The 26,263-nt window shown below is 70.9% G+C and carries 27 protein-coding genes; 9 read left to right on the top strand and 18 right to left on the bottom strand.

The window, feature by feature from the left end; genetic code table 11:
- Window positions 1-23 precede the first annotated feature (23 nt).
- The gene (locus tag IM787_RS05750; protein ID WP_193675694.1) at window positions 24-938 is read left to right on the top strand and encodes a DUF6929 family protein; all 915 of its coding nucleotides are present in this window, start codon (window positions 24-26) and stop codon (window positions 936-938) included.
- On the opposite strand, the gene IM787_RS05745 is transcribed toward IM787_RS05750, so the two are convergent.
- The gene (locus IM787_RS05745) at window positions 868-1,791 is read right to left on the bottom strand and encodes an NAD(P)H-hydrate dehydratase (RefSeq protein WP_193675693.1); all 924 of its coding nucleotides are present in this window, start codon (window positions 1,789-1,791) and stop codon (window positions 868-870) included. The genes IM787_RS05750 and IM787_RS05745 overlap by 71 nt on opposite strands.
- Window positions 1,788-2,549 carry a histidine phosphatase family protein gene (locus IM787_RS05740; protein WP_193675692.1) on the bottom strand — a complete coding sequence of 254 codons (762 nt, stop codon included), beginning with the start codon at window positions 2,547-2,549 and terminating at the stop codon, window positions 1,788-1,790. The genes IM787_RS05745 and IM787_RS05740 overlap by 4 nt, the downstream gene beginning before the upstream one ends.
- 147 nt (window positions 2,550-2,696) lie before the next feature.
- Here IM787_RS05740 and IM787_RS05735 point away from each other — a divergent pair, with 147 nt between their 5' ends.
- Window positions 2,697-3,794 (top strand): ABC transporter substrate-binding protein, encoded by a 1,098-nt coding sequence (locus IM787_RS05735; protein ID WP_193675691.1) that lies wholly within the window; start codon window positions 2,697-2,699, stop codon window positions 3,792-3,794.
- A 159-nt stretch (window positions 3,795-3,953) separates the two neighbouring features.
- Here IM787_RS05735 and IM787_RS05730 read toward each other — a convergent pair whose 3' ends face one another.
- The 3 genes from IM787_RS05730 to IM787_RS05720 are packed head-to-tail and all read right to left on the bottom strand — an operon-like array spanning window position 3,954 to window position 6,071.
- Entirely contained in the window at window positions 3,954-4,463 is a 510-nt protein-coding gene (locus IM787_RS05730; RefSeq protein WP_193675690.1) for a TPM domain-containing protein, read from the bottom strand.
- Window positions 4,463-5,395 (bottom strand): TPM domain-containing protein, encoded by a 933-nt coding sequence (locus tag IM787_RS05725; RefSeq protein WP_193675689.1) that lies wholly within the window; start codon window positions 5,393-5,395, stop codon window positions 4,463-4,465. The genes IM787_RS05730 and IM787_RS05725 overlap by 1 nt, the downstream gene beginning before the upstream one ends.
- 10 nt (window positions 5,396-5,405) lie before the next feature.
- The gene (locus tag IM787_RS05720; RefSeq protein ID WP_193675688.1) at window positions 5,406-6,071 is read right to left on the bottom strand and encodes a LemA family protein; all 666 of its coding nucleotides are present in this window, start codon (window positions 6,069-6,071) and stop codon (window positions 5,406-5,408) included.
- A 45-nt stretch (window positions 6,072-6,116) separates the two neighbouring features.
- Here IM787_RS05720 and IM787_RS05715 point away from each other — a divergent pair, with 45 nt between their 5' ends.
- From IM787_RS05715 to IM787_RS05705, 3 genes are read left to right on the top strand one after another with little or no spacing between them, the layout of a single operon-like run.
- Window positions 6,117-6,857 carry a hypothetical protein gene (locus IM787_RS05715; protein WP_193675687.1) on the top strand — a complete coding sequence of 247 codons (741 nt, stop codon included), beginning with the start codon at window positions 6,117-6,119 and terminating at the stop codon, window positions 6,855-6,857.
- A 34-nt stretch (window positions 6,858-6,891) separates the two neighbouring features.
- Complete coding sequence (locus IM787_RS05710; protein ID WP_193675686.1) at window positions 6,892-7,347, top strand: YybH family protein; 456 nt, start codon at window positions 6,892-6,894, stop codon at window positions 7,345-7,347.
- Between the two features lie 16 nt (window positions 7,348-7,363).
- Window positions 7,364-8,398: a YheT family hydrolase gene (locus IM787_RS05705; RefSeq protein WP_193675685.1), complete on the top strand. Its 1,035-nt coding sequence runs from the start codon at window positions 7,364-7,366 to the stop codon at window positions 8,396-8,398.
- Here IM787_RS05705 and mrdA read toward each other — a convergent pair.
- From mrdA to IM787_RS05685, 4 genes are read right to left on the bottom strand one after another with little or no spacing between them, the layout of a single operon-like run.
- Window positions 8,337-10,715 (bottom strand): penicillin-binding protein 2, encoded by a 2,379-nt coding sequence (mrdA, locus tag IM787_RS05700; protein ID WP_193675684.1) that lies wholly within the window; start codon window positions 10,713-10,715, stop codon window positions 8,337-8,339. The genes IM787_RS05705 and mrdA overlap by 62 nt on opposite strands.
- Before the next feature lie 12 nt (window positions 10,716-10,727).
- On the bottom strand, window positions 10,728-11,246 hold the full coding sequence (gene mreD, locus IM787_RS05695) for a rod shape-determining protein MreD (RefSeq protein ID WP_193675683.1): 519 nt from the start codon (window positions 11,244-11,246) through the stop codon (window positions 10,728-10,730).
- Between the two features lie 13 nt (window positions 11,247-11,259).
- Entirely contained in the window at window positions 11,260-12,189 is a 930-nt protein-coding gene (gene mreC / locus IM787_RS05690) for a rod shape-determining protein MreC (protein WP_193675682.1), read from the bottom strand.
- Window positions 12,190-12,234: 45 nt separating this feature from the next.
- Window positions 12,235-13,278 (bottom strand): rod shape-determining protein, encoded by a 1,044-nt coding sequence (locus tag IM787_RS05685; protein WP_193675681.1) that lies wholly within the window; start codon window positions 13,276-13,278, stop codon window positions 12,235-12,237.
- Window positions 13,279-13,450: 172 nt separating this feature from the next.
- Here IM787_RS05685 and gatC point away from each other — a divergent pair, with 172 nt between their 5' ends.
- The 3 genes from gatC to gatB are packed head-to-tail and all read left to right on the top strand — an operon-like array spanning window position 13,451 to window position 16,673.
- Window positions 13,451-13,750, top strand: a complete 300-nt coding sequence (gatC, locus tag IM787_RS05680; protein ID WP_193675680.1) for an Asp-tRNA(Asn)/Glu-tRNA(Gln) amidotransferase subunit GatC — start codon at window positions 13,451-13,453, stop codon at window positions 13,748-13,750.
- Complete coding sequence (gene gatA / locus IM787_RS05675; protein ID WP_193675679.1) at window positions 13,747-15,210, top strand: Asp-tRNA(Asn)/Glu-tRNA(Gln) amidotransferase subunit GatA; 1,464 nt, start codon at window positions 13,747-13,749, stop codon at window positions 15,208-15,210. The genes gatC and gatA overlap by 4 nt, the downstream gene beginning before the upstream one ends.
- Entirely contained in the window at window positions 15,210-16,673 is a 1,464-nt protein-coding gene (gene gatB, locus IM787_RS05670; RefSeq protein ID WP_193675678.1) for an Asp-tRNA(Asn)/Glu-tRNA(Gln) amidotransferase subunit GatB, read from the top strand. The genes gatA and gatB overlap by 1 nt, the downstream gene beginning before the upstream one ends.
- A gap of 3 nt (window positions 16,674-16,676) precedes the next feature.
- Here the strand turns inward: gatB and IM787_RS05665 are convergent, their stop codons facing one another.
- Both IM787_RS05665 and pyrE read right to left on the bottom strand, forming a co-directional pair.
- The gene (locus tag IM787_RS05665; protein WP_227494137.1) at window positions 16,677-17,354 is read right to left on the bottom strand and encodes a DUF4124 domain-containing protein; all 678 of its coding nucleotides are present in this window, start codon (window positions 17,352-17,354) and stop codon (window positions 16,677-16,679) included.
- A gap of 12 nt (window positions 17,355-17,366) precedes the next feature.
- Complete coding sequence (gene pyrE, locus IM787_RS05660; protein ID WP_193675677.1) at window positions 17,367-18,047, bottom strand: orotate phosphoribosyltransferase; 681 nt, start codon at window positions 18,045-18,047, stop codon at window positions 17,367-17,369.
- A gap of 10 nt (window positions 18,048-18,057) precedes the next feature.
- Between pyrE and IM787_RS05655 the strand changes: the two genes are divergently transcribed.
- Window positions 18,058-18,849 (top strand): exodeoxyribonuclease III, encoded by a 792-nt coding sequence (locus IM787_RS05655; protein WP_227494136.1) that lies wholly within the window; start codon window positions 18,058-18,060, stop codon window positions 18,847-18,849.
- Window positions 18,850-18,857: 8 nt separating this feature from the next.
- Here the strand turns inward: IM787_RS05655 and IM787_RS05650 are convergent, their stop codons facing one another.
- Genes IM787_RS05650 through IM787_RS05620 form a run of 7 tightly spaced genes read right to left on the bottom strand, consistent with a single transcriptional unit; the run spans window position 18,858 to window position 26,263 of the window.
- Window positions 18,858-20,312, bottom strand: coding sequence for an N-acyl-D-amino-acid deacylase family protein (locus IM787_RS05650; RefSeq protein ID WP_193675675.1), 1,455 nt, complete (start codon window positions 20,310-20,312; stop codon window positions 18,858-18,860).
- Window positions 20,309-21,220, bottom strand: coding sequence for a MurR/RpiR family transcriptional regulator (locus IM787_RS05645; RefSeq protein WP_193675674.1), 912 nt, complete (start codon window positions 21,218-21,220; stop codon window positions 20,309-20,311). The genes IM787_RS05650 and IM787_RS05645 overlap by 4 nt, the downstream gene beginning before the upstream one ends.
- Complete coding sequence (locus IM787_RS05640) at window positions 21,221-22,504, bottom strand: amino acid deaminase (protein WP_193675673.1); 1,284 nt, start codon at window positions 22,502-22,504, stop codon at window positions 21,221-21,223.
- Window positions 22,501-23,475, bottom strand: a complete 975-nt coding sequence (locus IM787_RS05635) for an ABC transporter ATP-binding protein (protein WP_193675672.1) — start codon at window positions 23,473-23,475, stop codon at window positions 22,501-22,503. The genes IM787_RS05640 and IM787_RS05635 overlap by 4 nt, the downstream gene beginning before the upstream one ends.
- Complete coding sequence (locus IM787_RS05630) at window positions 23,472-24,476, bottom strand: ABC transporter ATP-binding protein (RefSeq protein ID WP_193675671.1); 1,005 nt, start codon at window positions 24,474-24,476, stop codon at window positions 23,472-23,474. Before IM787_RS05630 ends, IM787_RS05635 begins: the two co-directional genes overlap by 4 nt.
- Window positions 24,473-25,315 carry an ABC transporter permease gene (locus tag IM787_RS05625; protein WP_435531144.1) on the bottom strand — a complete coding sequence of 281 codons (843 nt, stop codon included), beginning with the start codon at window positions 25,313-25,315 and terminating at the stop codon, window positions 24,473-24,475. Before IM787_RS05625 ends, IM787_RS05630 begins: the two co-directional genes overlap by 4 nt.
- Window positions 25,316-25,324: 9 nt before the next feature.
- Entirely contained in the window at window positions 25,325-26,263 is a 939-nt protein-coding gene (locus IM787_RS05620; RefSeq protein ID WP_354004358.1) for an ABC transporter permease, read from the bottom strand.

Raw genomic sequence — 26,263 nt, 5'->3', positions numbered from 1 at the left:
ACCAGCGGCTGCACAATGCAGCCATGCTGGTTCCCGTCCTCCTGCGCGAGCTCCGCGTCGACGCCGGCATGCATCCGCGCGGGCAACACCACCTGAGTGCCGCCAGCGCGCTGGCGATCGCGCTCGGGCACCTGTACTTCGTCGCCGACGACGAACACCATCTCGGGTGCCTGCCGCTCGATGCCTCCATGACCGAGCCAGTCGGGCTTCACCGGCTGGCGGCGGGCGACCTGCCGCCCGATCCGGCCGCGCGCAAGCGCCGCAAGCCGGACCTGGAAGCGCTGCTGGCGTTCGGGCCCGGCGCCGTGGCGGCGCGGCCGGTCCTGCTCGCCCTGGGCTCCGGGTCCCGCCCGAACCGCGAGCGTGGCTTCCTCGTGGAGCTGGACGCGGCAGGCCTGCCGCAAGCCGTGCGCGACGTCGACCTCGCGCGCCTCTACGCGCCGCTGCGCGACCGCTTCGCCGACCTGAACATCGAAGGAGCCTTCGCCACCGGAGCCACCGTGCACCTGCTGCAGCGCGCCAATGCCGGCGCGCCGCGCAATGCCTGCATCCGCTACCCCCTTCCCGCCTTCCTGGCGTGGCTCGCCGGTGCGGCGGCACCGCCGGCCTTCGACGTGACGGAGCACGCCCTCGGCTCCGCGGGCGACGTCCCCTACGGCTTCACGGACGCCGCGGCCTGGCCCGGTGGCGGCTGGGTGTTCAGCGCGGTCGCGGAAGCCACCACCGACAGCTACCGCGACGGCGCCTGCGCCGGCAGCATGGTGGGGCGCATGTCGGCGTCCGGCGACCTGCTCGCGCTGGAGCCGCTGGCCGGTGCGCCCAAGGTGGAAGGCGTCGCCGTGCGCGGGCCCGGCCGCCTGCTGCTCGTCACCGATGCCGACGATCCGGCGCGTCCGTCGCAGCTGCTGGGCCTGGACTGGCCCGCAGCGCCTGCATGAGCGCGGGCACTTCCGCGGGAAGCTCGCGCGCCAGGTAGCCGACCGTGCCCATCCGCCGTGCCAGCGCCTGTCCGGCGCGCGCGTGCAGTGCCACGCCCCACGCGATCGCGAGTTCCGGGGCCGCGCCGCGGGCGGCCAGCCCGGCGATGAGGCCGGCCAGCACGTCGCCCGAACCGGAGGTCCCGAGCCCCGGCGCGTGCGCGCAATGCAGCCAGGTCCGGCCGTCCGGCGCCGCGATGGCGGTGTCCGGTCCCTTCAATGCAACGTAGGCGTTCCATTGCGAGGCCCAGCGTGTCGCCATCGCCAGCGGAACCTCCTGCAGGTCCTCCTTGCCGTGGCCGGTCAGGTGCGCCATCTCGCCGGCGTGCGGCGTGAGGATCAGCGGCTGGCCGAAGCGGCGCACGGCCGCCACGGCATCCATCGCGAGCGCGTCGAGCACGACGGTCGCTTCCTTCAGGAAGGGCAGCAGCGACTGCACGAGCGCCACCGTCGTCTCGCGCCCGATCATGCCGGGCCCCATCACCACCGCTGTCGCCTGCGCCGCGATGGGCTGCAGCAGCGGCAGGGCGAACAGGGTGGGGGCGCCGTCGGAGGCTTCGGGCAGCGCGATCACGCGCGCTTCGGGCACGGCACCCGCCACCGCCTGCGCCGCCGACTGCGGCGTGGCGATCACCAGCTTGCCGGCGCCGGCACGCAGCGCGGCGGTGCCCGCGAGCACGGCCGCGCCCGGCATCTCGCGACTGCCCGCCACCACGAGCACGCGGCCACGGCTTTCCTTGTCGCCGTCCTTCTCGGCGTCCGGCAACGGCCATGCATGCAGCCAGGCGTCGTCGATCGGCGTGGCGCCGTTCATGGCTTGGCCGCCGATTGCGCGTCGGGGGCCACCGTCACGGGCGCGCCCGCACGCAACAGCGGCGCGATGAAGTTGACGAGGTCGGGCGCCAGCGCGTCGCTGGCGGGGTCGAGCCGGTACGACGTGACCGCGCAGTTGGGCACGTCGGCCATGCGGTCGATCTCCAGGATGCGCGCCTCGTCGAGGTTCTCCACGAGATAGCGCATGCAGTTCACGATCACCTGGTGCGCCACCACGAGGACGCGCTGGCCGCCGTGTTCCCGGGCGACCATCTCGGTCAGGCTGCGCAGCCGCAGGATCACGTCGCACCAGCTCTCGCCGCCCGGTGGACGGAAGTAGAACTTGCCGACGTGGCTGCGTTGCTCGTGCAGCTCCGGATACTTCTCCCGGATGCCGTGCTTCGTCAGGCGGTCGAGGATGCCGAACTCCTTCTCGCGCAGGCGCTCGTCGATGCGCAGCCGCACGTCGCTGCCGGCCTTGAGCCCCGCCTCCTGCAGCAGCAGCCGCGTGGTCTCCGCCGCGCGCACGTAGGGCGACGTCAGAACGACCTGCGGCCGCTCCTGCGGCGGCAGCGTGCCGAACCAGCGCCCGAGCGCGAGGGACTGCTCCACGCCCAGGTCCGACAGCGGCACGTCGATGTCGCGGTGCTCGACGTTGATCCACGCGTGGCCGGCCGCCTCGGCGGCATCGCGCGCGACGTTGCCGGCACTCTGTCCGTGCCGGACGATCCAGAGGACGTGGGGCCACTGTTCCTTCATGGGTGCCAGTGTGCGGTGCGATCCCGGACGTGGCTGTGCAGGCCCGCCGGCAGGGCCTGTAGGACTCCGGGTCGGACCGGAGTGGCATGGCCGGGCAACCGGCTTAGGCTAGGGCAGCGGCCGCGGCCCTTTCCCAACGGAGATCCCATGCGTACCCTCGTCCTCCCGCTGCTGCTCGCGGCCGTTCCCGCCCTGGCGCAGGAGATCGTCGTGGGCCAGTCGGCGCCCCTGACCGGCGGCAACGCGGAGCTCGGCAACGACATCCGCAACGGTGCGCTGGCCTATTTCAAGAAGGTGAATGACGCCGGCGGGCTGCCGCAGGGCAAGCTGAAGCTGGTCACGCTCGACGACCGCAACGAGACCAAGCTCTCCGGCGAGAACACGCAGAAGCTGGTGACGGAGCACAACGCCGTCGCACTGTTCGGCTACGCGTCGTCCACGCTCAGCATCCCGGCCATGCCGATGGTGCAGGAGCACAAGGTGCCCTTCTTCGCGCCGTTCACCGGCGCCGACACCATCCGCAAGCAGAACGAATTCGTCTACACCGTGCGCGCCACCTATGCGGACGAGATCGAGAAGGTCATCACCTTCTGGGGCAACCTCGGCAACACCAAGGTGACGGTGCTGCACTACGACGACACCGTCGGCAAGCAGAACTTCGAGACGGTGGCCACGGTGCTGAAGAAGTTCAACCGCACGCCGGTGTCCGTCGCGATCAAGCGCAACGTCGACATCACGGAGGCGAACGTCAAGGAAGTGATCGCGGCCGACCCCAACGTGCTGGTCGTCACGACGCTCTACGCGCCGGCGGCGCAGCTGGTGAAGAAGCTGCGCGAAGCGAACCGGGCCGTGATGGTGACCAGCCTGTCCTTCGCGGGCGCCAGCCAGCTGGCCAAGGCGCTCGGCCCGCACGCGGCCGGCGTGTCGGTCGCGCTCACCGTGCCGACGCCGCGTTCCAACGGCGTGCCGGTGGTCAAGGAATGCAACGACGCCTGGGCCGCGGCGGCGCAACCCGCGCCCATCTCCGTCACGGCGCTGGAGGCGTGCATCGCGGCCAAGGTGCTGGTGGAGGGCATGAAGCGCGCGGGGCGTGACCTGTCGCGGGCCTCGCTGCATCGCTCGCTCTCGGGTCTCGGCCGCTATGACGCGGGCGGCTACGTGGTGGACTTCAAGCCGAACTTCCGCCACGGCGGCAGCTACGTCGGCATGGCGCTGCTGCGGCCGAACGGCGAAGTGCGGGACTGACGGGCTCGGTGCGCGTCAGCGCCTCCGGGTGCTTGCTGTCCGGGCGCGAGAAGGCGCGGTCTCCGCCGAGGGCCCAAACCGCGAAGGGCAGCGGCACGAGGTCGATCTGCACGCCGCGCGCGCGGAACTGCCGCGCCAGCGGGCGTGCCGCCGCCCCGTTCAACCGAGGATCGGAGTATCCGGCAGTTCGTTCGCGTTGTGTGCGCCGGGCGCCGCCGGGAAGTGCTGCACCAGCAGTGCCGTCACTTCGTCGACGGCGCGCAGCAGGCCCTGTTCGTACTGGCCGGCGCGGAAGGCGTCGCGCATGTGCTGCACGACTTCCTGCCATTGCTCCGGCCGCACGTGGCGGCTCAGTCCGCGGTCCGCCACCACCTCGATCGCGTGTTCCGCCAGCAGCAGGTAGATGAGCACGCCGTTGTTCTGCTCGGTGTCCCACACGCCGAGCTTGCCGAACATGGCGATCGCCCGTTCCCGCGGCACGGCGTCGCGCCAGAGGTAGCCGAGGGGCAGGCCGGCTTCGACGTAGATGCGGACCTCGCCGGTGTGCCGGCGTTCGCTTTCCGCGACGTGCTGCGCCAGCTTGTCGGCCAGCGCGGGCGGAATCGCGCGGCGCGTGGTCGCGTCGTCGAGCCAGCGATGGCGCAGGATCCGTTGCAGGCGCTGGAGCATCACCATCCTCCCGAGGCGCCGCCGCCGCCGAAGTCGCCGCCGCCGCCGGAGCTGAAGCCGCCGCCGCCCCCCCAGCTGCCACCGCCGCCGCCGCCCCAACCGCCGCCGGGAAAGATCACGGGGCCGCCGTAGCCGCGCGAGCGGCGCCCGCGCATCGCGCCGCCGCCCAGGCCGCCGCCGCCGAACGGGCCGCCGCCCGAAAGGAGCGAGAACAGCAGCGCGACGATGCCGGCGATCACCGCCACCACCAGGCTGGAGGTGAAGAGCAGCGCCAGGAAGCCGATGCCGCCGCCGGTCGCCAGCGAACCGAGCTTGCGCCCCAGCACTCCGCGCAGCACCGCGCCCGCGATGGGGACGGCGAAGAACAGCAGGATCGCCAGGTCGAACCACTCGAAGCCGCCGCCGCCCTGCGGGCGGGCGTCCCGCGCCGGCGCCGGTGCGGGCAGGGCCTCGCCGGTGACGCGCGCGATCAACTGGTCCGCGGCCGCGTTCAGCCCGCCGGCGAAGTCGCCCTGGCGGAAGCGCGGCGTGATCGCTTCGTCGATGATGCGGCTGGCGGCGAGGTCCGGCACGGCGCCTTCGAGCGTCTTCGCGACTTCGATGCGGACCTTGCGGTCGTCCTTGGCGACGATGAGCAGGATGCCGTCGCCGACGTCCCGGCGGCCGATCTTCCAGGCGTTGCCGACGCGGTTGGCGTAGCTCGCGATGTCCTCGGGCGCGGTCGTGGGCACCAGCAGGATGGCCATCTGCGAGCCCTTCTTCTGCTCGAAGGCGGCCAGCTTGTCCTCGAGCCCCTTGCGCTGGATGGGGTCGAGCGTGCCGGTCTGGTCGATGACGCGCGCCGTGAGCTCGGGCACCGGCAGCACGCCCTGCGCCGCCGCCGCGCACCATGCGAACAGCGCGAAGGCGAGGAAAAGGACGCGCTGGAGCAAGGCGGCGGGCCTAGCGGGATGCGGGTGCCGCAGGGGCGGGAACGGCGGGTGCGGCCGGCGCGGGCGCACCCGGCCGGGCCGGCGCCGTGGCGGGCGCGCCGAAGTCCACGCGCGGCGGGGCGGAGATCTGCGCCTCGTTCTGCACGGTGAAGGTCGGCTTCGGGTCGTAGTTGAAGACCATCGCCGTCAGGTTGGTGGGGAAGCTGCGCGCCAGCACGTTGTACTCCTGCACCGACTGGATGTAGCGGTTGCGCGCGACGGTGATGCGGTTCTCCGTGCCTTCGAGCGCGACGCGCAGGTCGCGGAAGCCCTGGTTGGACTGCAGCGTCGGGTACTGCTCGCTGACCACCAGCAGGCGCGACAGCGCGCTGGAGAGCTCGCCCTGCGCCTGCTGGAAGCGCTGGAAAGCCTGCGGGTCGTTGAGCGTTTCGGGCGTCACCTGCACCGCTGTCGCGCGCGCCCGCGCCTCGACCACGCGCGTGAGCGTTTCCTGCTCGAAGTTCGCCTCGCCCTTCACCGTGGCCACCAGGTTGGGCACGAGGTCGGCGCGCCGCTGGTACTGGTTCAGCACCTCGCTCCAGGCCGACTTGGTCTGTTCGTCCAGCCTCTGGAAGTCGTTGTATCCGCAGCCGCTCAACGCGAGCACGGACGCCAGGATCAGCAGCAGCTTCTTCATCGTTCGGTTCCTTGGCCGGGGGCCTGTGAAGGTAGCATAGATGGGATGCGCCAGGACCCGCTTCAAGTGCTGCAGGCGGCGTCGCGCGCCATCCCATCCGTGGGCAAGCCGCGGCTGCTCATCGCCGGGGCCACCGGCACGCTGGGCAACGAGGTGCTGCGCCGGCTGGTCGGCGCCTCCACCTTCGGCGGCACCGAGGTGCTCGCGCGGGAGGCGATCCGCGAGGGGCTGCGCGGCGTCCGCACCCGGGTGGTCCCCGCGGACGATCCGACGGAGTGGCCGCTCACCGCCGCCGACGTCGGCATCGTGCTGTTCGATCCGCCGCGGATGTTCCACGAACGCGAGCGCGCGCTGTGGACGCCGTCGCCGCCGCAGCTGCCTGCCGTCGCGCGCTGGATGCGGGCGTCGGGCGTGCGCACGCTGGCCGTCGTGCTGCCGCACGCTCCCGGCCGGTTGCCCGAAGCGCTCAAGCGCGGCCTGTCCAGCCTGGACGAACAGGCGGTCGCCGCGCTCGGTTTCGAGCGCCTGCTGATCCTGCGCTCGGCGCAGAAGCCGGCCGACGCGGTGCACGCGAACGCATTCGCGCGGCTCGCGCACTGGATGCTGTCGATCTTCAAGTTCATGGTGCCTTCCAGCGAACAGCCGGTGCGGGCCGTCAAGGTGGCGGAACTGCTGGCGGTCGCCCTGCGCATCGCGCCCGCGGGCATCCACGTCGCCGCGCCGGAAACCGTCTGGCAGGCAGCCCAGGGCGACCTGCCGGAAGCGGTCCGCCGCTGGCTCCTCTGATCCGGGCACAATGCCCGGCAGGATCCCCATTCGCATGCGCAAGAAGTCCAAGCTCCAGGCCGCCAGCCTCGAAGGCGACGCCGACGAAATCGAAGCCGCTTTCTACGATGCCCTCCAGCGCGGGGACATCGACAAGCTCATGGCCTGCTGGGCCGACGAGGACGAGATCATCTGCATCCACCCGGGCGGACCGCGGGTGGTGGGCGCGACGGCGATCCGCGCCACGTTCGAGGCGATGTTCGCCGACGGCGGTGCGGTGCGGGCCTGGCCCGAGCGCGTGCGCAAGACGGTCTGCATGGGCAGCTGCGTGCACAACGTGCTGGAGCGGGTCGAAGTGCTCACGCCGCAGGGCCCGACCAACGCCTGGGTCATCGCCACCAACGTCTACCACCGCACGGCGCAGGGCTGGCGCCTGGTGGCGCACCACGCCAGCCCCGGGACGACGAGCGAGATCCAGGAAGTCTCGAATGCGCCCGCCGTCCTCCACTAGCGTCCCCGGCGCGTACATGCGCGGTTACCGCGCGCCCTGGTGGCTCCCCGGCGGCAACCTCCAGACGATCTGGCCGGCGCTGTACGCCCGCCGCACGCGCGGGCCGGTGCCCGCCTACCGGCGCGAGCGTTGGGCCACGCCCGACGGCGATTTCGTCGACCTCGACTTCCTGGCCCACGACGCCTCGGCCCGGCGGCCGCTGATCGTGCTGTTCCACGGTCTCGAGGGCTCGTCGCGGAGCCACTATGCGGAGGCCTTCGCCGACGTCGCCTGGCGCGGCAAGCTCACCTTCGTCGTGCCGCACTTCCGCGGCTGCAGCGGCGAACTGAACCTGGCGCCGCGCGCCTACCACTCCGGCGACCACGAGGAGATCGGCTGGATCCTGGGGCGCCTGCGCGAGCTGCACCAGGGGCCGATCGTGGCGGTGGGCGTCTCGCTGGGCGGCAATGCGCTGCTGCGCTGGGCCGGCGAACAGGGCGAAGCGGCCGCCCGTGTCGCGTCCGCCGTGGCGTCCGTGTGTTCGCCGCTGGACCTGGCCGCCGGCGGCCATGCCATCGGCCGCGGCTTCAACCGCATGGTCTACACCACCATGTTCCTGCGGACCATGAAGCCGAAGGCGTTGCGCAAGTGGGCGCAGCATCCGGGCCTGTTCGACCGCGAGGCGCTGCTGCGCGCCCGCGACCTCTACGAGTTCGACAACATCTTCACCGCGCCCGTGCACGGCTTCCGGGGCACCGAGGACTACTGGGCGCGCGCCTCGGCCAAGCCGCACCTGCACCGCATCCGGATCCCCGCGCTGGCCCTGAACGCGCGCAACGACCCCTTCATCCCGGCGGCAAGCCTGCCGCGCGAGGGCGAGGTGGGGGACTGGGTCACGCTGTGGCAGCCGGCGCACGGCGGCCACGTCGGCTTTCCAGCGGGCAGTTTCCCGGGGCAGGTGATGGCGATGCCCGAGGCCGTCACGGGCTGGCTGCTCGAGGCCTCCGGGATCACTCCGCGGGTGCCGCAGGCGTGGCCGGCGCAGCCGATGACGGTGCCGGCGGCACTCTGACCTCGGGCGTGGCGGGCACGGCGGCCTGTGCCACCGGCCGCGGGGGCCGGGGTGCGGGCGCCGGTGCCGGCCGGACCACCGGCACGGGGCGCGCCGCTGACGCCGGCGCCACGGGAGCGGTCGCGGAAGCCGCCGCCGCCGGCGGTGCCGCCACCGGCGCCGGGGGCGCGGCGGCCGCGAAGGCCGGATGCACCGCCGGGGACGGCGTGAAATTCGTGGGAACGGCCTGCGCGCCCGCAGCGGCCGGCGCGACCGCGGCCGCATGGGCCGGCCCGCGGCCGGAAGGCGGCAACCCCGACTGGGGCGAGGCCCCCGAGGCGACGAGCGCATCGGCGCTGGCCGCCGCGGCCGCCGCGCCACCGGCCGACGGCGGCGGCCACGCCACTTCGCTGGCGACCCGCGGCGTGCCGATCGGGTTGGCCGCCTTGCCCTCGCGCACCGCGGCGAGGTCTTCCTCGCTCGGGTACTGGTTCATGAGGTAGTAGTCGAAAGCGCGCCGCGCGATCGGCGCCGCGGCGGCCGCGCCGAAGCCCGCGTTCTCCACGATCATGGCGATGGCGATCTTGGGGTCTTCCGCCGGCGCGAACGCGATGTAGAGCGAGTGGTCGCGCTGGTGCTCCTCGAGCTTGGAGGCGTTGTACTTCGCGCCCTGCGCGACGCCCACGGCCTGCGCCGTGCCGGTCTTGCCGCCGGACAGGTAGCCGGCGCCCTGGAACACGCGCGTCGACGTGCCCTGCTGCGTCACGCCCACCATCGCCTTGCGGATGACGGCCAGGTGCTCGGGCTTGTAGCCCAGGTTCACCGGCTCCTCCTTGGCCAGCGGCGTGCGCTGCTTGGTCATGGCGTCCTGCGTCGCGATCGCGAGGTGGGGCTTGTGCTTGATGCCGTTGTTGAGCACCGTGGAGAGGGCGCCCGCCAGCTGCAGCATCGTGAAGCTGTTGTAGCCCTGGCCGATGCCCAGCGAGATGGTCTCGCCGGCGTACCACTTCTTCTGCTCGGGCCGCCGGTAGTAGTTGCGCTTCCACTCCTGGCTGGGGAGCACGCCGCGTACCTCGCCGAAGATGTCGATGCCGGTGATCTGGCCGAAGCCGAGCGGCTTCATGAAGTCGTGCATCAAGTCCACGCCCATCTCGTTGGCCAGCGAGTAGTAGTAGACGTTGCTCGACTTGACGATGCTGGTGTGCATGTCGACGGCGCCCAGCCCGTGGTCGCCGTGGCTGCGGAACACGTGCCCGCCGAAGGCCCAGGAGCCGCCGTCCATGATCACCTGGCCAGCGGTGCGCTTGCCGGTCTCCAGCGCGGCCAGGGCCATGAAGGGCTTGTACGTCGAGCCGGGCGGATAGGTGCCGCGCAGCGCGCGGTTCAGCAGCGGCTTGTCGATCGACTCGTTGAGCATCGACCAGTTCTCCTGGTCGATGCCGTCGACGAACAGGTTCGGGTCGAAGGTCGGCTTGCTGACGAAGGCCAGCACCTCGCCGTTCTTCGGGTCCATCGCCACCAGCGCGCCGCGGCGGTCGCCGTACATGTCCTCGATCAGGCGCTGCAGCTTGATGTCGATCGACAGCACCACCGTGTTGCCGGGCGTCGCCGGGCTGCTCGCGAGCTTGCGCACCGGCCGGCCGCCGGCGGAGGTTTCCACCTGCTCCACGCCGGTGACGCCGTGCAGCTGCTTCTCGAAGCTCTGCTCCACGCCCAGCTTGCCGATGTATTCGGTGCCGCGGTAGTTGGCCTGGTCCTCCTCGTCCCACTCCTCCATCTGCTTCTTCTCGGACTGGTTGATGCGCCCGATGTAGCCGATGGCGTGGCTGGCGAGTTCGCCCCAGGGGTAGTTGCGGAAGAGGCGGGCCTTGATGTCGACGCCCGGGAAGCGGAAGCGCTGCACGGTGAAGCGCGCGACTTCCTCGTCGGTCAGCTTCGTGCGCAGCGGCACCGAGTCGATGCTCTTGCTTTCCTCCAGCAGCTTCTTGAAGCGGCGGCGGTCGCGCGGGCTGACCTCGATGACGCCGGCCAGTTCGTCCACCACGGTGTCGAGCGGCTGGGACAGGCGCGAGGGCGTGATCTCCAGCGTGTAGGCGGAGTAGTTGGTCGCCAGCACGATGCCGTTGCGGTCCAGGATCAGCCCCCGGTTCGGCACGATCGGGACGATCGCCGTCCGGTTGGCCTCGGCCTGGTCGTCGAACTGCTCGTGCTTGACGATCTGCAGCCACACCAGCCGCGCCACCAGCAGCAGGAAGCACAGCAGGATGACCCCGACGGCCACCAGGATGCGGATGCGGAAGCGCGAGAGTTCGGCTTCGACGTTGCGGAGTTCGGTCATGGCCCCTGTTTCCTACAGGGGGCGATTTTCGTCCGGATCGGGTGCCCTGCGCTGGGGCAGGAGCAAGAGCACGCTCACGACCGGCCAAAGTGCGGCTTCCAGCACGGGCGCCAGCAGGAACCAGGGGCCGGGGAAGGCGCCGCCGGCCAGCATGCGGATGGCCAGCTCGATGCCGTGGGCGGCGGCGAACAGCGGCAGCACCTGCACCGCCTGCGACGGCACCGTGAACCAGAGCAGGCGCCGGTGGATCGTGATGGCGAAGTAGCTGAGCGTGGTGTAGGCGAGCGCGTGCTGGCCCAGCAGCGAGGCCTGGTGGACGTCCACCGCCAGGCCGAACAGGAAGGAGGCGATCACGCCGAAGCGCAGCGGCTGGTGCACGCTCCAGAACACCAGCACGACGGCCAGCACGTCGGGCATCCACGCCACGCGGCCCACCGGCAGCATGCTGATCATCATCGCGACGATCAGCGTGAACCAGATGAACAGGGGGTTGGCAGGCAGCAGCAGCGGCTGCCCGGGGCGCATGATCATGCGGCGGGGCTCCTCACTTGCGGGCGACGCCGGGGCGCTTGGCGACCGGCGCGGCATCTTCCGGCGCCGGCCGCGGCGGGATCTGGCTGAGCATCGGCGTGAGCACCATCACGTGCCGCGCGCCGTCCACCAGCGCCTGCGGATGCAGCACGATGCGGGCGAAGGCCGAGTCGGGCCGGCGCTCCACCCTGGCGACCTTGGCCACCGGGATGCCCGGCGGGTAGACGCCGTCGACCCCGCTGGTGGTGAGCAGGTCGCCCTGCTGCACGTCGGCGTTGGCGGCCATGTAGCGCAGTTCCAGCCCGCCGCTGCCGTGGCGGCCGGCGTCGCCATAGGTGATGCCGCGCACGCCGGTGCGGGTGTTGAGCACCGGGATGGCCTGGTCGGGATCGGTCACCAGCGTCACCTCGCTGATCAGCGGGTGCACGCGCGTGATCTGTCCCAGCACCCCCGATTCGTCGATCACCGGCGAGCCGGGCTGCACGCCCTGCGCCAGGCCCTTGTCGATGATCACCTTGCGCGTGTACGGGTCGGCGGCGTCGTAGAGCACTTCGGCCGCCGTGGCCGGCGCGCCGAGCCGGTCACGCAGGCCGAGCAGCTGCCGCAGCTGCTTGTTCTCCGCGGACAGCTGCTCCACCTGGTTGGCCCGCTGCGATTGCAGGATCAGCTTGCGGCGCGCGGCCTCCTCGCTGGAGACGGCCGATTCGAGCGTGGTGACGTAGTCGCTGACCAGCCGGAAGCCGAGCACCGGCTGCATCACGAACCACTGCAGCGGGAACAGCACGGTGGCGACGGCGGAGCGCACCGGCTGCGTGATCCTGAAACGCGCGTCCGCCACCATCAGGAACAGCGCCAATGCGCTGCAGACCATCAGCTTGGAAAGCGCCGAAGGGCCCTGCTTGAAGAACGGCGGAGGGGTGCGGTCGAGGGTGCCTAAAGGCATAACCGGCGATTGTGCCCCGGCCCCGCTGAGCCGGGCGTCAGACGATCACTCGCTCGTGAAGATGGAGCCCAGCCGTTCCATGCGTTCCAGCGCGATGCCGCAACCGCGCACGACGCAGGTCAGGGGGTCCTCGGCGACGAGCACCGGCAGCCCGGTCTCCTCGGCGAGCAGGCGGTCCAGGTCGCGCAGCAGCGCGCCGCCGCCGGTGAGCATCATCCCGCGTTCGGCGATGTCGGCGCCCAGTTCCGGCGGCGTCTGCTCCAGCGCGTTCTTGACGGCGGAGACGATGTTGTTCAGCGGGTCGGTCAGCGCTTCGAGGATCTCGTTGGAGCTGATGGTGAAGCTGCGCGGCACGCCCTCGGAGAGGTTGCGGCCCTTGACTTCCATCTCCTTGACCTCGCTGCCGGGGAAGGCGGAGCCGATCTGCTTCTTGATGGCTTCGGCGGTGGGCTCGCCGATCAGCATGCCGTAGTTGCGGCGGATGTAGCTGATGATGGCTTCGTCGAACTTGTCGCCGCCGACGCGCACGCTGCCCTTGTAGACCATGCCGCCCAGCGAGATGACGCCGACTTCGGTGGTGCCGCCGCCGATGTCGACGACCATGGAGCCCGACGCTTCGGACACCGGCAGGCCGGCGCCGATGGCCGCGGCCATGGGTTCCTCGATCAGGTAGACCTCGCTGGCGCCGGCGCCGAGCGCCGACTCGCGGATGGCCCGGCGTTCCACCTGGGTGGAGCCGCAGGGCACGCAGATGATGATGCGGGGGCTCGGCTTCAGGACGGACCGGGGGTGGACCATCTTGATGAACTGCTTGAGCATCTGCTCGGTGACGGTGAAGTCGGCGATCACGCCGTCCTTCATCGGGCGGATCGCCTCGATGTTGCCCGGCACCTTGCCCAGCATGGCCTTGGCCTCGTGGCCGACCGCCTGGATCGATTTCTTGCCCTGGGGGCCGCCTTCATGACGGATCGCCACCACCGACGGCTCGTCCAGGACGATGCCCTTGTCGCGCACGAAGATCAGGGTGTTGGCCGTGCCAAGGTCGATGGCCAGGTCGGTCGACAAGTAGCGTCGGAAAGCTCCGAACATGGGGGGAATCCTCTGTTTCTTCTGTGAAATCGGCCGCTTTGCGCGGCCGTTGCACCCGCTGGCGGAGCTCCGCCACCGAAGGCGGGATAATACCGCATCCCCTGTGCCGGTCCCCTCTGGCGCGCCCCTCGCGCCGGTCTCCTGTCGTTCCGGCGCAAAGACTGCCCGCACCATGTCGCTCAACGCCCAAGACATCTCCCGCATCGCCCACCTTGCCCGGCTGGACCTGCCGCCGGACGAAAGCGAGCGCATGCTCGCCCAGATCAACGGCTTCTTCGCGATCGTCGAGAAGATGCGCGCCGTCGACACGGCCGGCGTCGAGCCGCTGACCCATCCCGTGGCGGCCATCCAGGAGGTCGCCCTGCGCCTGCGCGACGACGTCGCCAGCGAGCCGGACCAGCGCGAGGCCAACCAGCGCAGCGCCCCGGCCGTGGAGCGCGGCCTGTTCCTGGTGCCGAAGGTGATCGAATGAGCGCGTTGCACGAACTGGGCGTGGCGCAGCTCGCCGCGTCGCTGCGCGCGAAGGAAGTGTCCGCCGTCGAAGTGGCGCGGCATTTCCTGGCGCGCGCCGCCGCGCATGCCGACCTGGGCGCCTATCTCGCGACCGACGAAGCCGTGACGCTGGCGCAGGCCCGCGCCGCGGACCAGCGCATCGCTTCCGGCGAGGCGGCGTCCCTCGCCGGCGTGCCGATCGCGCACAAGGACATCTTCGTCACGAAGGACTTCCCCAGCACCGCCGGCTCGAAGATGCTCGAAGGCTACCGCTCGCCGTTCGACGCCACCGTCGTGCGCAAGCTGGCCGAGGCCGGCGCCGTGACCCTGGGCAAGCTCAATTGCGACGAGTTCGCCATGGGCTCGTCCAACGAGAACTCCGCATACGGCGTGGTCCGCAACCCCTGGGACCGCAGCCGCATTCCCGGCGGCTCCTCGGGCGGCAGCGCCGTCGCGGTGGCGGCGCGCCTGGCGCCGGCGGCGACGGGCACCGACACCGGCGGCTCGATCCGCCAGCCGGCCTCGTTCTGCGGCATCACCGGCATCAAGCCGACCTACGGCCGCGCCTCGCGCTACGGGATGATCGCGTACGCCTCTAGCCTGGACCAGGCGGGGCCGATGGCCAGGAGCGCGGAGGACTGCGCGCTGCTGCTGTCGGCGATCTGCGGCCCGGACCCGGACCGCGACTCGACCTCGCTCGACGTGCCGGCGGAGGACTTCACGCGCTCGCTCGGCGGCTCGCTCGAGGGCCTGCGCATCGGCGTGCCGAAGGAATTCTTCGCCGAGGGCGTCGCGCCCGACGTGCGCGCCGCCATCGACGCCGCGCTGGCGCAGTACGAGAAGCTCGGCGCCCGGCGCGTGGAGATCTCGCTGCCCCGCACGGAGATGGCGATCCCCGTGTACTACGTGATCGCGCCGGCGGAAGCGAGCTCCAACCTCTCGCGCTTCGACGGCGTGAAGTTCGGACACCGCGCGAAGGACTACGGCGACCTGCTGGAGATGTACAAGCGCACGCGCGCGGAGGGCTTCGGCCTCGAGGTACAGCGCCGCATCATGGTCGGCACCTACGTGCTCTCGCACGGCTACTACGACGCCTACTACCTGCAGGCGCAGAAGATCCGCCGCATGATCGCCGACGACTTCCAGCAGGCCTTCCGGCAGTGCGACGTGATCGCCGGTCCGGTGGCGCCCAGCGTCGCCTGGAAGCTGGGCGAACACGGCAACGACCCCATGGCCGACTACCTGGCCGACATCTTCACGCTGCCGGGGTCGCTGGCGGGCCTGCCCGGCATGAGCATCCCGTGCGGCTTCGGCGCCGGCGGCATGCCGGTGGGCCTGCAGCTGCTGGGCAACTACTTCCAGGAGGCGAAGCTGCTGAACGCCGCCCACGCGTTCCAGCAGGCGACCGATTTCCACCGCCGCAGCCCGGAGGGTTTCTGATGTCCGCCAGCAAGCTCATCCACGGCTACGAAGTCGTCATCGGCTTCGAGACACACGCGCAGCTGTCCACGCACAGCAAGATCTTCAGCCGTTCGCCCACGCGGTTCGGCGCCGAGCCGAACACGCAGGCCTCGCCGGTGGACCTGGCGCTGCCCGGCACGCTGCCCGTGATGAATGCGGGAGCGGTCGAACGCGCCATCCGCTTCGGCCTGGCCATCGGGGCGCACATCGCGCCGCGCAGCATCTTCGCGCGCAAGAACTACTTCTACCCGGACCTGCCCAAGGGCTACCAGATCTCGCAGTACGAGATCCCGGTGGTGCAGGGCGGCACGATCGAGTTCTACGTCGAGGGCGAGAAGAAGGTCGTGCAGCTCGAGCGCGCGCACCTGGAGGAGGACGCGGGCAAGTCGCTGCACGAGGACTTCGTCGGCATGTCGGGCATCGACCTGAACCGCGCCGGCACGCCCCTGCTGGAGATCGTCACCAAGCCCGACATGCGCTCCTCCGACGAGGCGGTGGCGTACGCGAAGGAACTGCACAAGATCGTCACCTGGATCGGCATCTGCGACGGCAACATGCAGGAGGGCAGCTTCCGCTGCGACGCCAACGTGTCGGTGCGCAAGCCCGGCCAGCCCTTCGGCACGCGGCGCGAGATCAAGAACCTGAACTCCTTCAAGTTCATGAAGGAGGCGATCGACTTCGAGGTGCGCTGGCAGATCGAGCAGATCGAGGACGGCCTCGCCATCCAGCAGGCCACCGTGCTGTTCGACCCGGACACCGGCGAGACGCGCGCCATGCGCACCAAGGAAGACGCGGCGGACTACCGCTACTTCCCCGACCCGGACCTGCCGCCGCTGGTGATCGCGCCGCAGTGGGTGGAGCGCGTGCGCGGCGAGATGCCCGAACTGCCGCGCCTGATGGCCGCGCGCTTCGTCGCCGACTACGGCCTGCCGGAGTACGACGCCACGACGCTCACGCAGAGCAAGGCGACCGGCGCGTACTTCGAGGAAGCTGCGAAGGCCAGCGGCCAGCCGAAGCTGGCCAGCAACTGGATCATGGGCGAGGTGTCGCGGCGGCTGAACGCAGCAGGCATCGGCATCGAAGCGTCGCCGATTCCGGCGGCGACGCTCGGGAAGCTGCTGCAGCGCATCGCCGACGGGACGGTGTCGAACAATGCGGCGCGCCAGGTGTTCGAGGCGATGTGGGCGTGGGACAAGCTGGGTGGCCAGTTCGACGTCGACGACCTCATCGACGGCCTCGGCCTGCGGCAGATGAACGACAGCAGCGCGCTGGAAGCCATCGTCGACGAGGTCATCGCCGCGAATCCCGCCAACGTGGAACAGATCCGCGCCGGCAAGGACAAGGCCTTCAACGCCCTGGTCGGCCAGGCGATGAAGGCGAGCAAGGGCAAGGCGAACCCGCAGCAGGTCGGCGACCTGCTGCGCAGGAAGCTGGGGCTCTGAGCCTCAGCGCACCGGCGCCGCCGGCGGCAGCGTGGCCGGCGCGGCGACCGTGGCGCCGTTCGCGCGCGCCCACAGGACCTTCAGGCGCGCGAGCTCGGCGTCGAAGCGGGCGTGGATGCGCTTCTTCTCCTCCGCCTGCGTCGCGATGAGCCGGTGCTGGCCCGCGACCTGCTGGTCATGGTCCTCGAACTGCCGCTTGAGCTTGGCCGGCCACTGGGCCTGCGTCTTGTAGAAGCCGGCTTCCGCCTCCAGCGCCTTGCGTTCGCCGGCCAGTTCAGCGAGCCGCCGTTCGGCGAGAGCGATGACGTCGTCGGCGGCGTGCAGGGCCTTGCCGCGTTCCATGTCGTGCACGGTCTGGTTCGGGTAGCGCGTGAGCAGCGCGCGCTGGATGCGGCGCTCCTCCTCCTGCCGCATGCGGGCCTCGTTGGCCTGCCGCTCGCGCTCTTCCCAGGCCGCGCGTTCGGGCGCGGTCAGGCTCGGCGGGACGACCCGGCGAACGGTGCCGCTGGCGTTCAGTTCCTTCTGTTCGCGGTCCAGGCATTCCAGGATGGGACGGTCGGACGTCAGCCGGCGCCCCTTGGCATCCACGCAGACGTAGATGCCCGTGCCCTGGGCCCAGCTGCTGCCCATGGCTCCCGCCAGGACGCAGGCGAGCAGGGGAAAAGGCAGCGATCGGGCCATGGCGGGCTCCTGTCAGCCGACGCCGTAGCGATCCCTGTAAGCAAGCACCCTGGCATGGTGGGCGCCCAGTTCATCGCCGGCGTGGATGCCCAGGTAATGCAAAAGGTCTGCCAGCTCTGCGATGGCAACGACCTGGAGCCCCAATTTTTCACGAACGTACTGGACGGCGCTCCACGGGACGTCCTGGCCGCCCTCCGTCGCCTTCTCCTGGCGGTCCAGCGCGATGGCGACCGCGTGGGGGGTGGCGCCGGCCGCCTGGATCAGGGCGATCGACTCGCGGGCCGCCGTGCCCGCCGACATCACGTCGTCGACGATCAGGACCCTGCCGCGCACGGGGGCCCCGACCAGCGAGCCGCCCTCGCCATGGTCCTTGGCTTCCTTGCGGTTGTAGGCGTACGGAACATTGCGGCCCAGGCGGGCGAGCTCGATGGCCACGGCGGCGGCCAGTGGGATCCCCTTGTAGGCGGGCCCGAACAGCATGTCGAATTCGACGCCCGAGTCCAGGATGCGCCTTGCATAGAATTGCGCCAGCCGGCCGAGCTTGGCGCCGTCGTCGAACAGGCCGGCGTTGAAGAAGTAGGGCGAGAGGCGTCCCGCCTTCGTCTTGAATTCGCCGAAGCGCAAGACGCCGGACTGCACCGCGAACTCCACGAAATCCTGGGCCAGGGAGTCCTGCCCGCGCACCGCCACCATGGGAAAGTCCTTGTTCAAACTGACCAGCCTCAACCTGAACGGCATCCGCTCCGCGGCCAGCAAGGGCGTGGAGGCCTGGGTCGCGCAAACCAGCCCGGATTGTATTTGCGTGCAGGAGGTGAAGGCCCAGGCCCCCGACGTGCAGGGCAAGCACGACGTGATGGCCGGCCTGCGCGGTCACTTCCACTTCGCCGTGAAGAAGGGCTACTCCGGCGTGGGCGCCTTCACACGGCACGAGCCGAGCGACGTCGTGACGGGCTTCGGCTGCCCGGAGTTCGACGACGAGGGCCGCTACGTCGAACTGCGCTTCGACACGCCCCAGCGCAAGCTGTCGATCATCAGCTGCTATTTCCCCTCGGGCTCGTCCGGGGAGGACCGGCAGCAGGCCAAGTTCCGCTTTCTGGACGTGTTCGACCCGCACCTGGTGAAACTGAAGCAGGAGCGGGAGTTCATCCTGTGCGGCGACGTGAACATCGCCCACAGCGAAAAGGACCTGAAGAACTGGAAGGGCAACCGCAAGAACAGCGGATTCCTGCCCGAGGAACGCGCCTGGATGACAAAACTGTTATCCGAAACGGGTCTGGTCGACGTTTATCGTCACCTCCATCCGGACACCACCGACGATTGCTACACGTGGTGGAGCAACCGCGGCCAGGCCTGGGCCAAGAACGTGGGCTGGCGGCTGGACTACCAGATCGCCACCCCTGGGGTGGCCCGGCTGGCCCGCCAGCAGGCGATCTACAAGGACCAGCGGTTCTCGGACCACGCGCCCTTCACCGTGGAATACGAGCTGGCGCTCTGAGGGCGCCCTCAGAGCGCCGGACGCCGCAGCAGCCGCCCGGCCCGCAGCGGCGTCGCGTGGCCGGCGTCGAAGCTCAGCGCGCCGTTGACGAACACCATCTCCACCCCTTCGGCCTGCGCCAGGGGCTGGTCGTAGGTCGCCACGTCCCGGATGCGCTGCGGGTCGAAGACGACGACGTCGGCGAACCAGCCAGCCCGGATCTGCCCGCGCTCGTGCAGCCGGAAGTTGCGGGCGGACAGCCCTGTCATCTTGTGGACGGCCTGTTCCAGGCTGAACAGCTTCTCCTGGCGCCAGTAGCGCGCCAGCACGCGCGGGAACGCGCCCCACAGGCGGGGATGGGGATGCCTGTCGTGCGGCAGCCCGTCCGAGCCGATCATGCTGCGCGGATGGGCGATCACGCGGCGGACGTCGTCCTCGTCCATCTGGAAGTAGCAGGCGCCGCCCGGCTGCAGCCGGACGCAGGCCTCGCGCTGCGTGGTCCCCCACTCCTCGGCGATCGAGGCGAGCATCCGGCCCATCATCTCGGGATGGGGCTGCGACCAGCTCACCATGACGTCGATGATCCCGTCGACGAGGTCCTCGCGCAGCACGGTGGACCCGGCGACGTAGGGATAGACGTCCATGGCGACGTTCTGCCTCTGGGCGAGCCGGTCGATCAGCGGCAGGGTCTCCAGCGTGCGCCCCCAGTTGGCGGGTCCCGCGCACTTGTGGTGGGAAAGGACCAGCGGCAGCCCGGCGGCGAACGCGGTGTCGCCCGCCTCGTGCATGGCTTCCAGGATGTCGGCCATCTCGGAACGCAGGTGGGTGGCGTAGACGCCGGCATGGCGCGCCACGACGCGCGCCAGCTCCGTCACTTCGCTGGCGGGCGCGGGCATCGCTTCGGCGTAGAACAAGCCGGACGAGAGCCCGATGGCGCCTTCCTCCATGCACCGGGCCAGCAGCGCGCACATGGCGGCCAGTTCGTCGGGATCCGCCGCGCGGGACAGGTCCGCGACGCAGGCGGAGCGCAGCGTGGTGTGGCCGATCAGCGGCGCGACGTTGACGGCCGGCTGCGCCGCTTCGACGGCCCCGGCGTACGCGGCCAGCGACGGGTAGCGGAAGGAGCGCCCCAGCAGCGTCAGCGCACCGGCCGGTTCCTCGGTCACGTACGGCGCGACCGACAGTCCGCAGTTGCCCGTCACGACGGTGGTGACGCCCTGCGACAGCTTGGGGAACATGCCGGGCGCGTCGAGCACCACGGCGTCGTCGTGCGTGTGCACGTCGATGAAGCCGGGCGCGATGGCCAGGCCGGTGCAGTCGCGGCGGTCGACGTCCGCCGGCGACAGACCGGCCGGCAGGCGGCCGTGCAGCTGCGGCCCGACGGCGGTGATCCGCCCATCTTGCAGCAGCACGTCGCCGACCGTCGCGGGCGCGCCGGTGCCGTCGACGACGAGGCCGTTCTCGAGCAGCGTGGCGCGCGTCAAGGCGCGTCCCCGCTGGGGCCGTTGGCGGCCTCGTCCCAGTCCAGCCGCGGGTGCTGGTGCATGTCCACGCCGCGCGTCTCCAGCGTGCGCTGGATGTTGGCCAGGCGCGCCACCGCCTTGTCGCCGAGCCGCTGCGCCACCAGCACGGTCAGGATCTCGATCACGGTCAGGTGCGCCAGGTAGGCCTCCGGGCCCACCGGCATCACGGGGTCGGGCGCCACCTCGACGCTCAGCACGATGTCCGCCATGCCGGCGAGCTTGGAGCCGGGCTGGGTGAGGGCGACCACGGTGGCGCCCTGCGAACGCGCCACGTCCACCGCTTCCAGCAGCGAGGGCATGCCGCCCACGTGGGTGATGGCCATCACCACGCCGCGCGGCCCGATGGTGGCGGCCGAGATCAGCTGCAGGTGCGGATCGAGGTAGCTGTTGGACGCCACGCCCATGCGGTACAGGCGCGCCTGCATGTCCGAGGCCATGAAGTTCGACGTCACGCCGACGCCGTAGCAGTCCACCCGCGTCGCCTGCACGATGGCGTCCGCCGCGGCCTGCACGGCGTCAGGATTCAGCTGCGCCTGCACGCCGTTGATGACGGACACCGAGCCGCGCGTGATCTTGGCGATCACCTGCTTCGTGTCGTCGTCGATGCGCACGCGGCGGTTCAGCGGCGAGCCACCGACGGCGAGTTCCTGCGCGAGGGCCAGCTTGAACTCGCGCAGGCCCGGGTAGCCCAGGTCGCGGCAGGTGCGCATGATGGTGGGCACCGAGCTGTTGGCGCGCTGCGCCAGCATCTCGAAGGTCTCGTCCAGCACGCGCTGCGGGTCTTCCAGGATGAGGGCCAGTACCGTCCGGCGCGCCGTCGGCGCGCGGTCCATGATCTCGGCGATCTTCTCGAGTACGCGGGGGGGCATCTAGAAGCAGGTGACGATGGCGTCACGCACGTTGTATTGCGCGTCCACCACCGGGATCCAGCGCCATTTGTCGAAGGTGGTGCACGGGTGCGAGATGCCGAGGGCGACGAGGTCGCCGACCCGCAGGGCGGCATGTTCGGCGCCCGTGCCGCGCAGGTAGGCGTGCTGGTCGTTCAGGCCGGTGATCTTCCAGTCCGCGGGCGCCTGCGTGGTGTCCCTTCCGTCCCGCGGCCGGAAGGCGATGGGCTGGGGGAGTTCCAGGTCGTACGAGATGTCGCGCTTGCCCACCGAGAGGATGGCCAGCCCGGGCTCGGGGCAGGACTGCACGGCCGCCCAGACTTCCATGGCGGCGTGCAGTCCGTGCCCGCAACCCATGCGCGCGGACACGGCGCCGAGGAAGCGGTGGTAGGTGCCGTGGTCGTGGGTGACGTAGCAGCCGGAGCGCAGCAGCCCGCGCACCGGGCGCGACAGTGCGAGCTTCAGCGCGTCGGCGACCAGGTCGAAGATGGCCGAGCCGCCGGCGGTCAGCAGGATCTCGCCGCCTTCGAACAGCTGCTGCGCGTCGCAGGCCCGCGCCACGTCGCGCACGCGCTCCATCAGGGCGTTCGCGTACGCGATGTCGGCCTCCGACTTGCCGGTGGCACCGAGGCCTTCGTAGCATTCGATGCCCACCAGCCGCGTGGCCGCCGACGCGTGCAGGCGCTGGGCCACCGCGAGCGCCTCCTCGTGCGTGCGGCACCCGGTGCGCGCACCCGCCACGCCGATCTCCAGCAACACGTCGAAGGGCGGCGCGTCGGCGTTGGCGGCATGCCAGGTCTCGACGAGATCCAGCTGCGCCATCGAATCGACGAGGAAGGCGACGGCGAGGTCCGGATGGGCGCGCTTCATCTCCGAGATGCCGCGCAGGTCGACTGCCTGGAACACCTGGTTGGCGATGATGCAGCGGCGGGCGCCCGCGGCGACGCCGGCGCGCAACTGGCCGACGGTGGCGAAGGTCATGCCCCAGGCGCCCGCGTCGAGCTGGCGGCGGAACAGCTGCGGCGACATCGTCGTCTTCCCGTGCGGTGCCAGGCCGACGCCGTGGTTCGCGGCGAATTCCTGCATCCACGACAGGTTGCCCGCCAGCGCATCGCGGCGAATCACGGCCAGTGGCAGCGGCAGGTCGCCCCGCAGCACGTTCCAGCCTTGCGCGCCGATGGCCGAGCGGCGCAGCGCGCCGGCGTGGTGCGGGATGCCTTTCCAGGAGGCGTCCAGCAGCGGGTCCAGCAGGTCGTCCAGAGTCATGCGTCGGGTTCCTCGATGTCGTCGCGGATGCACGCCTTCAGGCGGCCGCCGCCCATGTCGCGCGGTTCCGGCCGCGCCTGCGCGCAGGCCGCGATCGCATAGGGGCAGCGCGTGCGGAAGACGCAACCCGAAGGCGGGTCCATGGGGCTGGGCATGTCGCCCTTGAGCGGCACGTGCAGCACCTCGATGGTGGGGTCGGGCTTGGGCGAGGCCGCCAGCAGCGCGCGGGTGTAGGGATGCAGGGGCCGCTCGAACAGCGCCGCCGTCGGCGCGACTTCCATGACGCGGCCGAGGTAGAGCACGACCACCCGGTCGCACAGGTACTCGACGACGTCGAGGTCGTGCGAGATGAAGAGCATGGTGAGCGAGAGCTCGTCGCGCAGGTCGCACAGCAGGTTCACCACCTGGGCCTGGATCGAGACGTCCAGCGCCGACAGCGGTTCGTCGGCCACGATGAATTCGGGTTGCACCGACAGCGCGCGCGCGACGCCGATGCGCTGGCGCTGGCCGCCGGAGAACTCGTGCGGGAACCGCGCCGCGTGTTCGGGGGGCAGGCCCACCAGCCGCAGCAGTTCAGCGATGCGCCGGGCGCGGGCTTCCTTGCCGGGCGCCAGGCCATGCACCTGCAGCGCCTCGCCCAGGATGTCGCGCACGCGCATCTTCGGGTTCAGGCTGGCATACGGGTCCTGGAAGATCATCTGCAGCTTGCCGCGCAGCGCGCGCATGCGGCTGCCGGACGCGGAGCCCAGGTCTTCCCCGCGGTAGCGGACCTGCCCGCCCGTGCTGTCGACCAGCCGCAGCAACGCGCGGCCGATGGTGCTCTTGCCCGACCCCGACTCGCCCACCAGGCCCAGCGTCTCGCCGGCGTAAATGTCGAAGGACACGTCGTCGACGGCGCGCACCGGACGGGTCGCGGGCCCGAAGAACTTCTGCAGGTGGCGGACCTCCACCAGCGGCGCGACGTTCGTCATGCAGACTCCGGCACGAGGATGCAGCGCGCGCTGGCCCCGGCGCCGCTGCCGCGCAGCGCCGGCATGGCGTCGCGGCAGGCGGCGATGGCACGGTCGCAGCGCGGCTCGAAGGCGCACCCCGGCGGAGGGGCCAGGGGGCTCGACACCTGGCCGCGGATCGCATGCAGGCGGCGCTTGCCGCCGTCGGCCGGCCGCCGGCGCTGCTGGCCCGGCAGGCAGGCCAGCAGGCCCTGGGTGTACGGATGCGCGGGCCGCGCGAAGAGGTCCTTCACGGGCGCCGCCTCGACGATGCGGCCCGCATACATCACCGCCACGTCGTCGGCGTGGTGCGCCACCACGCCGAGGTTGTGGGTGATGAAGAGCACGCTCATGCCCGTCTCGGCCTGCAGCCGGCGCATCAGAGCGAGGATCTGCGCCTGGATCGTGACATCGAGGGCGGTGGTCGGCTCGTCGGCGATCAGCAGCGTGGGGTTGCAGGCCATGGCCAGCGCGATCATGACGCGCTGGCGCATGCCGCCCGAGAGCTGGTGCGGATATTCGCGCAGGCGCTGCGCCGCCGCCGGGATCTCGACCAGCTCCAGCATGCGCAGCGCCTGCGCGAGCGCCGCGGCGCCGGTCAGGCCCTTGTGCAGGCGCAGGGACTCGGCGATCTGTTCGCCGATGCGCAGCACCGGGTTCAGGCTGGTCATGGGCTCCTGGAACACCATCGCCACCTCGTTGCCGCGGATCGCCCGCATGCGCGCTTCCGGCAGCGCCAGCAGGTCGAGCGTTTCACCGGCGCGGTCGACGAACAGCGCCTGGCCGCTGACCCGCGTGGCCGCATCGCGCGGCAGCAGCCGCATCAGCGTGAGGCTGGTCACCGACTTGCCGGAGCCGGATTCTCCCACGATCGCCGTGGTGCGGCCGGCGCGGATGGCGAAGCTCACGTCGGCGACGGAATGGATGCGGCCTTCTTCCGTGTCGAAGCTCGTGCTGAGGTGGCGGACTTCCAGGCGGTTCACATCGACTTCCTCAGGCGGGGGTCCAGCAGGTCGCGGATGCCGTCGCCCAGCAGTTGCAGCGACAGCGCGGTGAGGATGATCGCCAGGCCGGGGAACAGCACGATCCACAGGGCCTGGTGCGCATACTGCTGGCTGCCCGCCACCATCGTGCCCCAGGTGGGGATGTCGGGCGGCACGCCGATGCCCAGGAACGACAGCGCCGCTTCCGCCAGGATGGCATACGCGAAGATGAAGGAGGCCTGCACCAGGATCGGCGACATCAGGTTCGGCAGCACGTGCCGCCACAGGATGCGGAAGCTGGAAACGCCGACGGCGCGCGCGGCTTCCACGAAGGGCAGCTCGCGCACCACGAGCGTGGAGGCGCGGACGACGCGCGCCACGCGCGGCGTGTAGACCAGCACCAGCGCCAGCACGACGTTCAGCAGCGACGGGCCGAGGATGCCCACCAGGGCGATGGCCAGCAGGATGTCCGGGAAGGACATCATGGCGTCGACCACGCGCATCACCGGCGCGTCCAGGCGCCGGAAGAAACCCGCCAGCAGCCCCGCCAGCGTGCCGAGCGCCACGGAGCCCAGCGCCGTCAGCAGGGCGATGGTCAGCGAATAGCGGCCCCCGAAGGCGATGCGCGTGAAGAGGTCGCGTCCGAGTTCGTCGGTGCCCAGCACGTGCGCGGCCGAGGGCGCAGACAGGCGCTTCGTCACCGCCGTCTCGTTCGGGTCGAAGCCGCTCAGGGCGCCGGCGAGCAGGGAGACCGCGACCATCACGGCCAGCGCGATCGTCGCGCCGAGCACGATGCGCCGCCGGAAGAGCTTGCGCAGGACGAGGGGAAGTCGGGGCATCGGCATCGCTCAGTACTTCACGCGCGGATCGACCACGGTGTAGAGCAGGTCGATCAGGAAATTGATGACGACGTAGATCGCCGCCACCACCAGCAGCGCACCCTGGATCACCGGGTAGTCGCGCCGCAGCACCGCGCTGACCACCAGGTTGCCGACCCCGGGCAGGCCGAACACCGTCTCGGTCACGACCGCACCGCCGATCATCAGCGCCACCGTGAGGCCGATCACCGTGACGATGGGCACCAGCGCGTTGCGCAGCGCGTGCTTGAGCACCACGGTGTTCTCCGGCAGGCCCTTGGCGCGCGCGGTCCGCACGTAGTCCTCGCCGAGCACGTCGAGCATCGAGGCGCGCGTGAAGCGGATGATCAGGGCCGAGTTCAACAGGCCCAGCACGGTGGCCGGGAGCACCAGGGCGTGCAGGCGGGCGGCGAGCGGCGCCCCCGGTTCGCCGTAGCCGGACACCGGGAACCAGCCCAGGGACACGGCGAAGGCCTGCATCAGCACCAGGCCGAGCCAGAAGCTCGGGACGCTGGCGCCGAGCATCGCGAAGCCGGTGAAGACCTGGTCCACCGCCTTGCCGCGAAACACGGCGGACACGATGCCGCAGGGCACGCCGATGCCGGCGGCGATGGCGATGGCCATCAGCGACAGCAGGGCCGTCGGTTCGGCGCGCTCCCACAGCGCCTGCGTCACGGGGCGCTGCAGGAAGATCGACTCGCCGAGGTTGCCGTGCGCCAGCTCCCGCACCCACAGGGCGAACTGCACCGGCAGCGGCTGGTCGAGCCCGTAGAGTTTCTGCACGCGCGCGATGTCCTCGGCGGTGGCCTGGTCCCCCAGCAGCACCGCGATGGGGTCGCCCGACGCCGCGCGCGTGAGAATGAACACGAGCACGGCCACGATGGCCATCACGACCACCATGCCGCCGAGGCGGGACAACAGGTAGCGCAC

The sequence above is a fragment of the Ramlibacter pallidus genome, assembly GCF_015070875.1.
Classification (GTDB): Bacteria; Pseudomonadota; Gammaproteobacteria; order Burkholderiales; family Burkholderiaceae_C; genus Ramlibacter; species Ramlibacter pallidus.
Note: the sequence above shows the minus strand (reverse complement) of the source record. Positions and strands in the feature narration are given on the sequence as shown.

What these genes read in the sequence shown, in the direction of transcription:
- IM787_RS05750 (WP_193675694.1), top strand. Translation starts at nt 24, where the DNA reads ATGCTGGTTCCCGTCCTCCTGCGCGAGCTCCGCGTCGACGCCGGCATG.
- IM787_RS05745 (WP_193675693.1), bottom strand. Translation starts at nt 1,791, where the DNA reads ATGAACGGCGCCACGCCGATCGACGACGCCTGGCTGCATGCATGGCCG.
- IM787_RS05740 (WP_193675692.1), bottom strand. Translation starts at nt 2,549, where the DNA reads ATGAAGGAACAGTGGCCCCACGTCCTCTGGATCGTCCGGCACGGACAG.
- IM787_RS05735 (WP_193675691.1), top strand. Translation starts at nt 2,697, where the DNA reads ATGCGTACCCTCGTCCTCCCGCTGCTGCTCGCGGCCGTTCCCGCCCTG.
- IM787_RS05730 (WP_193675690.1), bottom strand. Translation starts at nt 4,463, where the DNA reads ATGCTCCAGCGCCTGCAACGGATCCTGCGCCATCGCTGGCTCGACGAC.
- IM787_RS05720 (WP_193675688.1), bottom strand. Translation starts at nt 6,071, where the DNA reads ATGAAGAAGCTGCTGCTGATCCTGGCGTCCGTGCTCGCGTTGAGCGGC.
- IM787_RS05715 (WP_193675687.1), top strand. Translation starts at nt 6,117, where the DNA reads ATGCGCCAGGACCCGCTTCAAGTGCTGCAGGCGGCGTCGCGCGCCATC.
- IM787_RS05710 (WP_193675686.1), top strand. Translation starts at nt 6,892, where the DNA reads ATGCGCAAGAAGTCCAAGCTCCAGGCCGCCAGCCTCGAAGGCGACGCC.
- IM787_RS05705 (WP_193675685.1), top strand. Translation starts at nt 7,364, where the DNA reads ATGCGCGGTTACCGCGCGCCCTGGTGGCTCCCCGGCGGCAACCTCCAG.
- mrdA (WP_193675684.1), bottom strand. Translation starts at nt 10,715, where the DNA reads ATGACCGAACTCCGCAACGTCGAAGCCGAACTCTCGCGCTTCCGCATC.
- mreD (WP_193675683.1), bottom strand. Translation starts at nt 11,246, where the DNA reads ATGATCATGCGCCCCGGGCAGCCGCTGCTGCTGCCTGCCAACCCCCTG.
- mreC (WP_193675682.1), bottom strand. Translation starts at nt 12,189, where the DNA reads ATGCCTTTAGGCACCCTCGACCGCACCCCTCCGCCGTTCTTCAAGCAG.
- IM787_RS05685 (WP_193675681.1), bottom strand. Translation starts at nt 13,278, where the DNA reads ATGTTCGGAGCTTTCCGACGCTACTTGTCGACCGACCTGGCCATCGAC.
- gatC (WP_193675680.1), top strand. Translation starts at nt 13,451, where the DNA reads ATGTCGCTCAACGCCCAAGACATCTCCCGCATCGCCCACCTTGCCCGG.
- gatA (WP_193675679.1), top strand. Translation starts at nt 13,747, where the DNA reads ATGAGCGCGTTGCACGAACTGGGCGTGGCGCAGCTCGCCGCGTCGCTG.
- gatB (WP_193675678.1), top strand. Translation starts at nt 15,210, where the DNA reads ATGTCCGCCAGCAAGCTCATCCACGGCTACGAAGTCGTCATCGGCTTC.
- IM787_RS05665 (WP_227494137.1), bottom strand. Translation starts at nt 17,354, where the DNA reads ATGGCCCGATCGCTGCCTTTTCCCCTGCTCGCCTGCGTCCTGGCGGGA.
- pyrE (WP_193675677.1), bottom strand. Translation starts at nt 18,047, where the DNA reads ATGGTGGCGGTGCGCGGGCAGGACTCCCTGGCCCAGGATTTCGTGGAG.
- IM787_RS05645 (WP_193675674.1), bottom strand. Translation starts at nt 21,220, where the DNA reads ATGCCCCCCCGCGTACTCGAGAAGATCGCCGAGATCATGGACCGCGCG.
- IM787_RS05640 (WP_193675673.1), bottom strand. Translation starts at nt 22,504, where the DNA reads ATGACTCTGGACGACCTGCTGGACCCGCTGCTGGACGCCTCCTGGAAA.
- IM787_RS05635 (WP_193675672.1), bottom strand. Translation starts at nt 23,475, where the DNA reads ATGACGAACGTCGCGCCGCTGGTGGAGGTCCGCCACCTGCAGAAGTTC.
- IM787_RS05625 (WP_435531144.1), bottom strand. Translation starts at nt 25,315, where the DNA reads ATGCCCCGACTTCCCCTCGTCCTGCGCAAGCTCTTCCGGCGGCGCATC.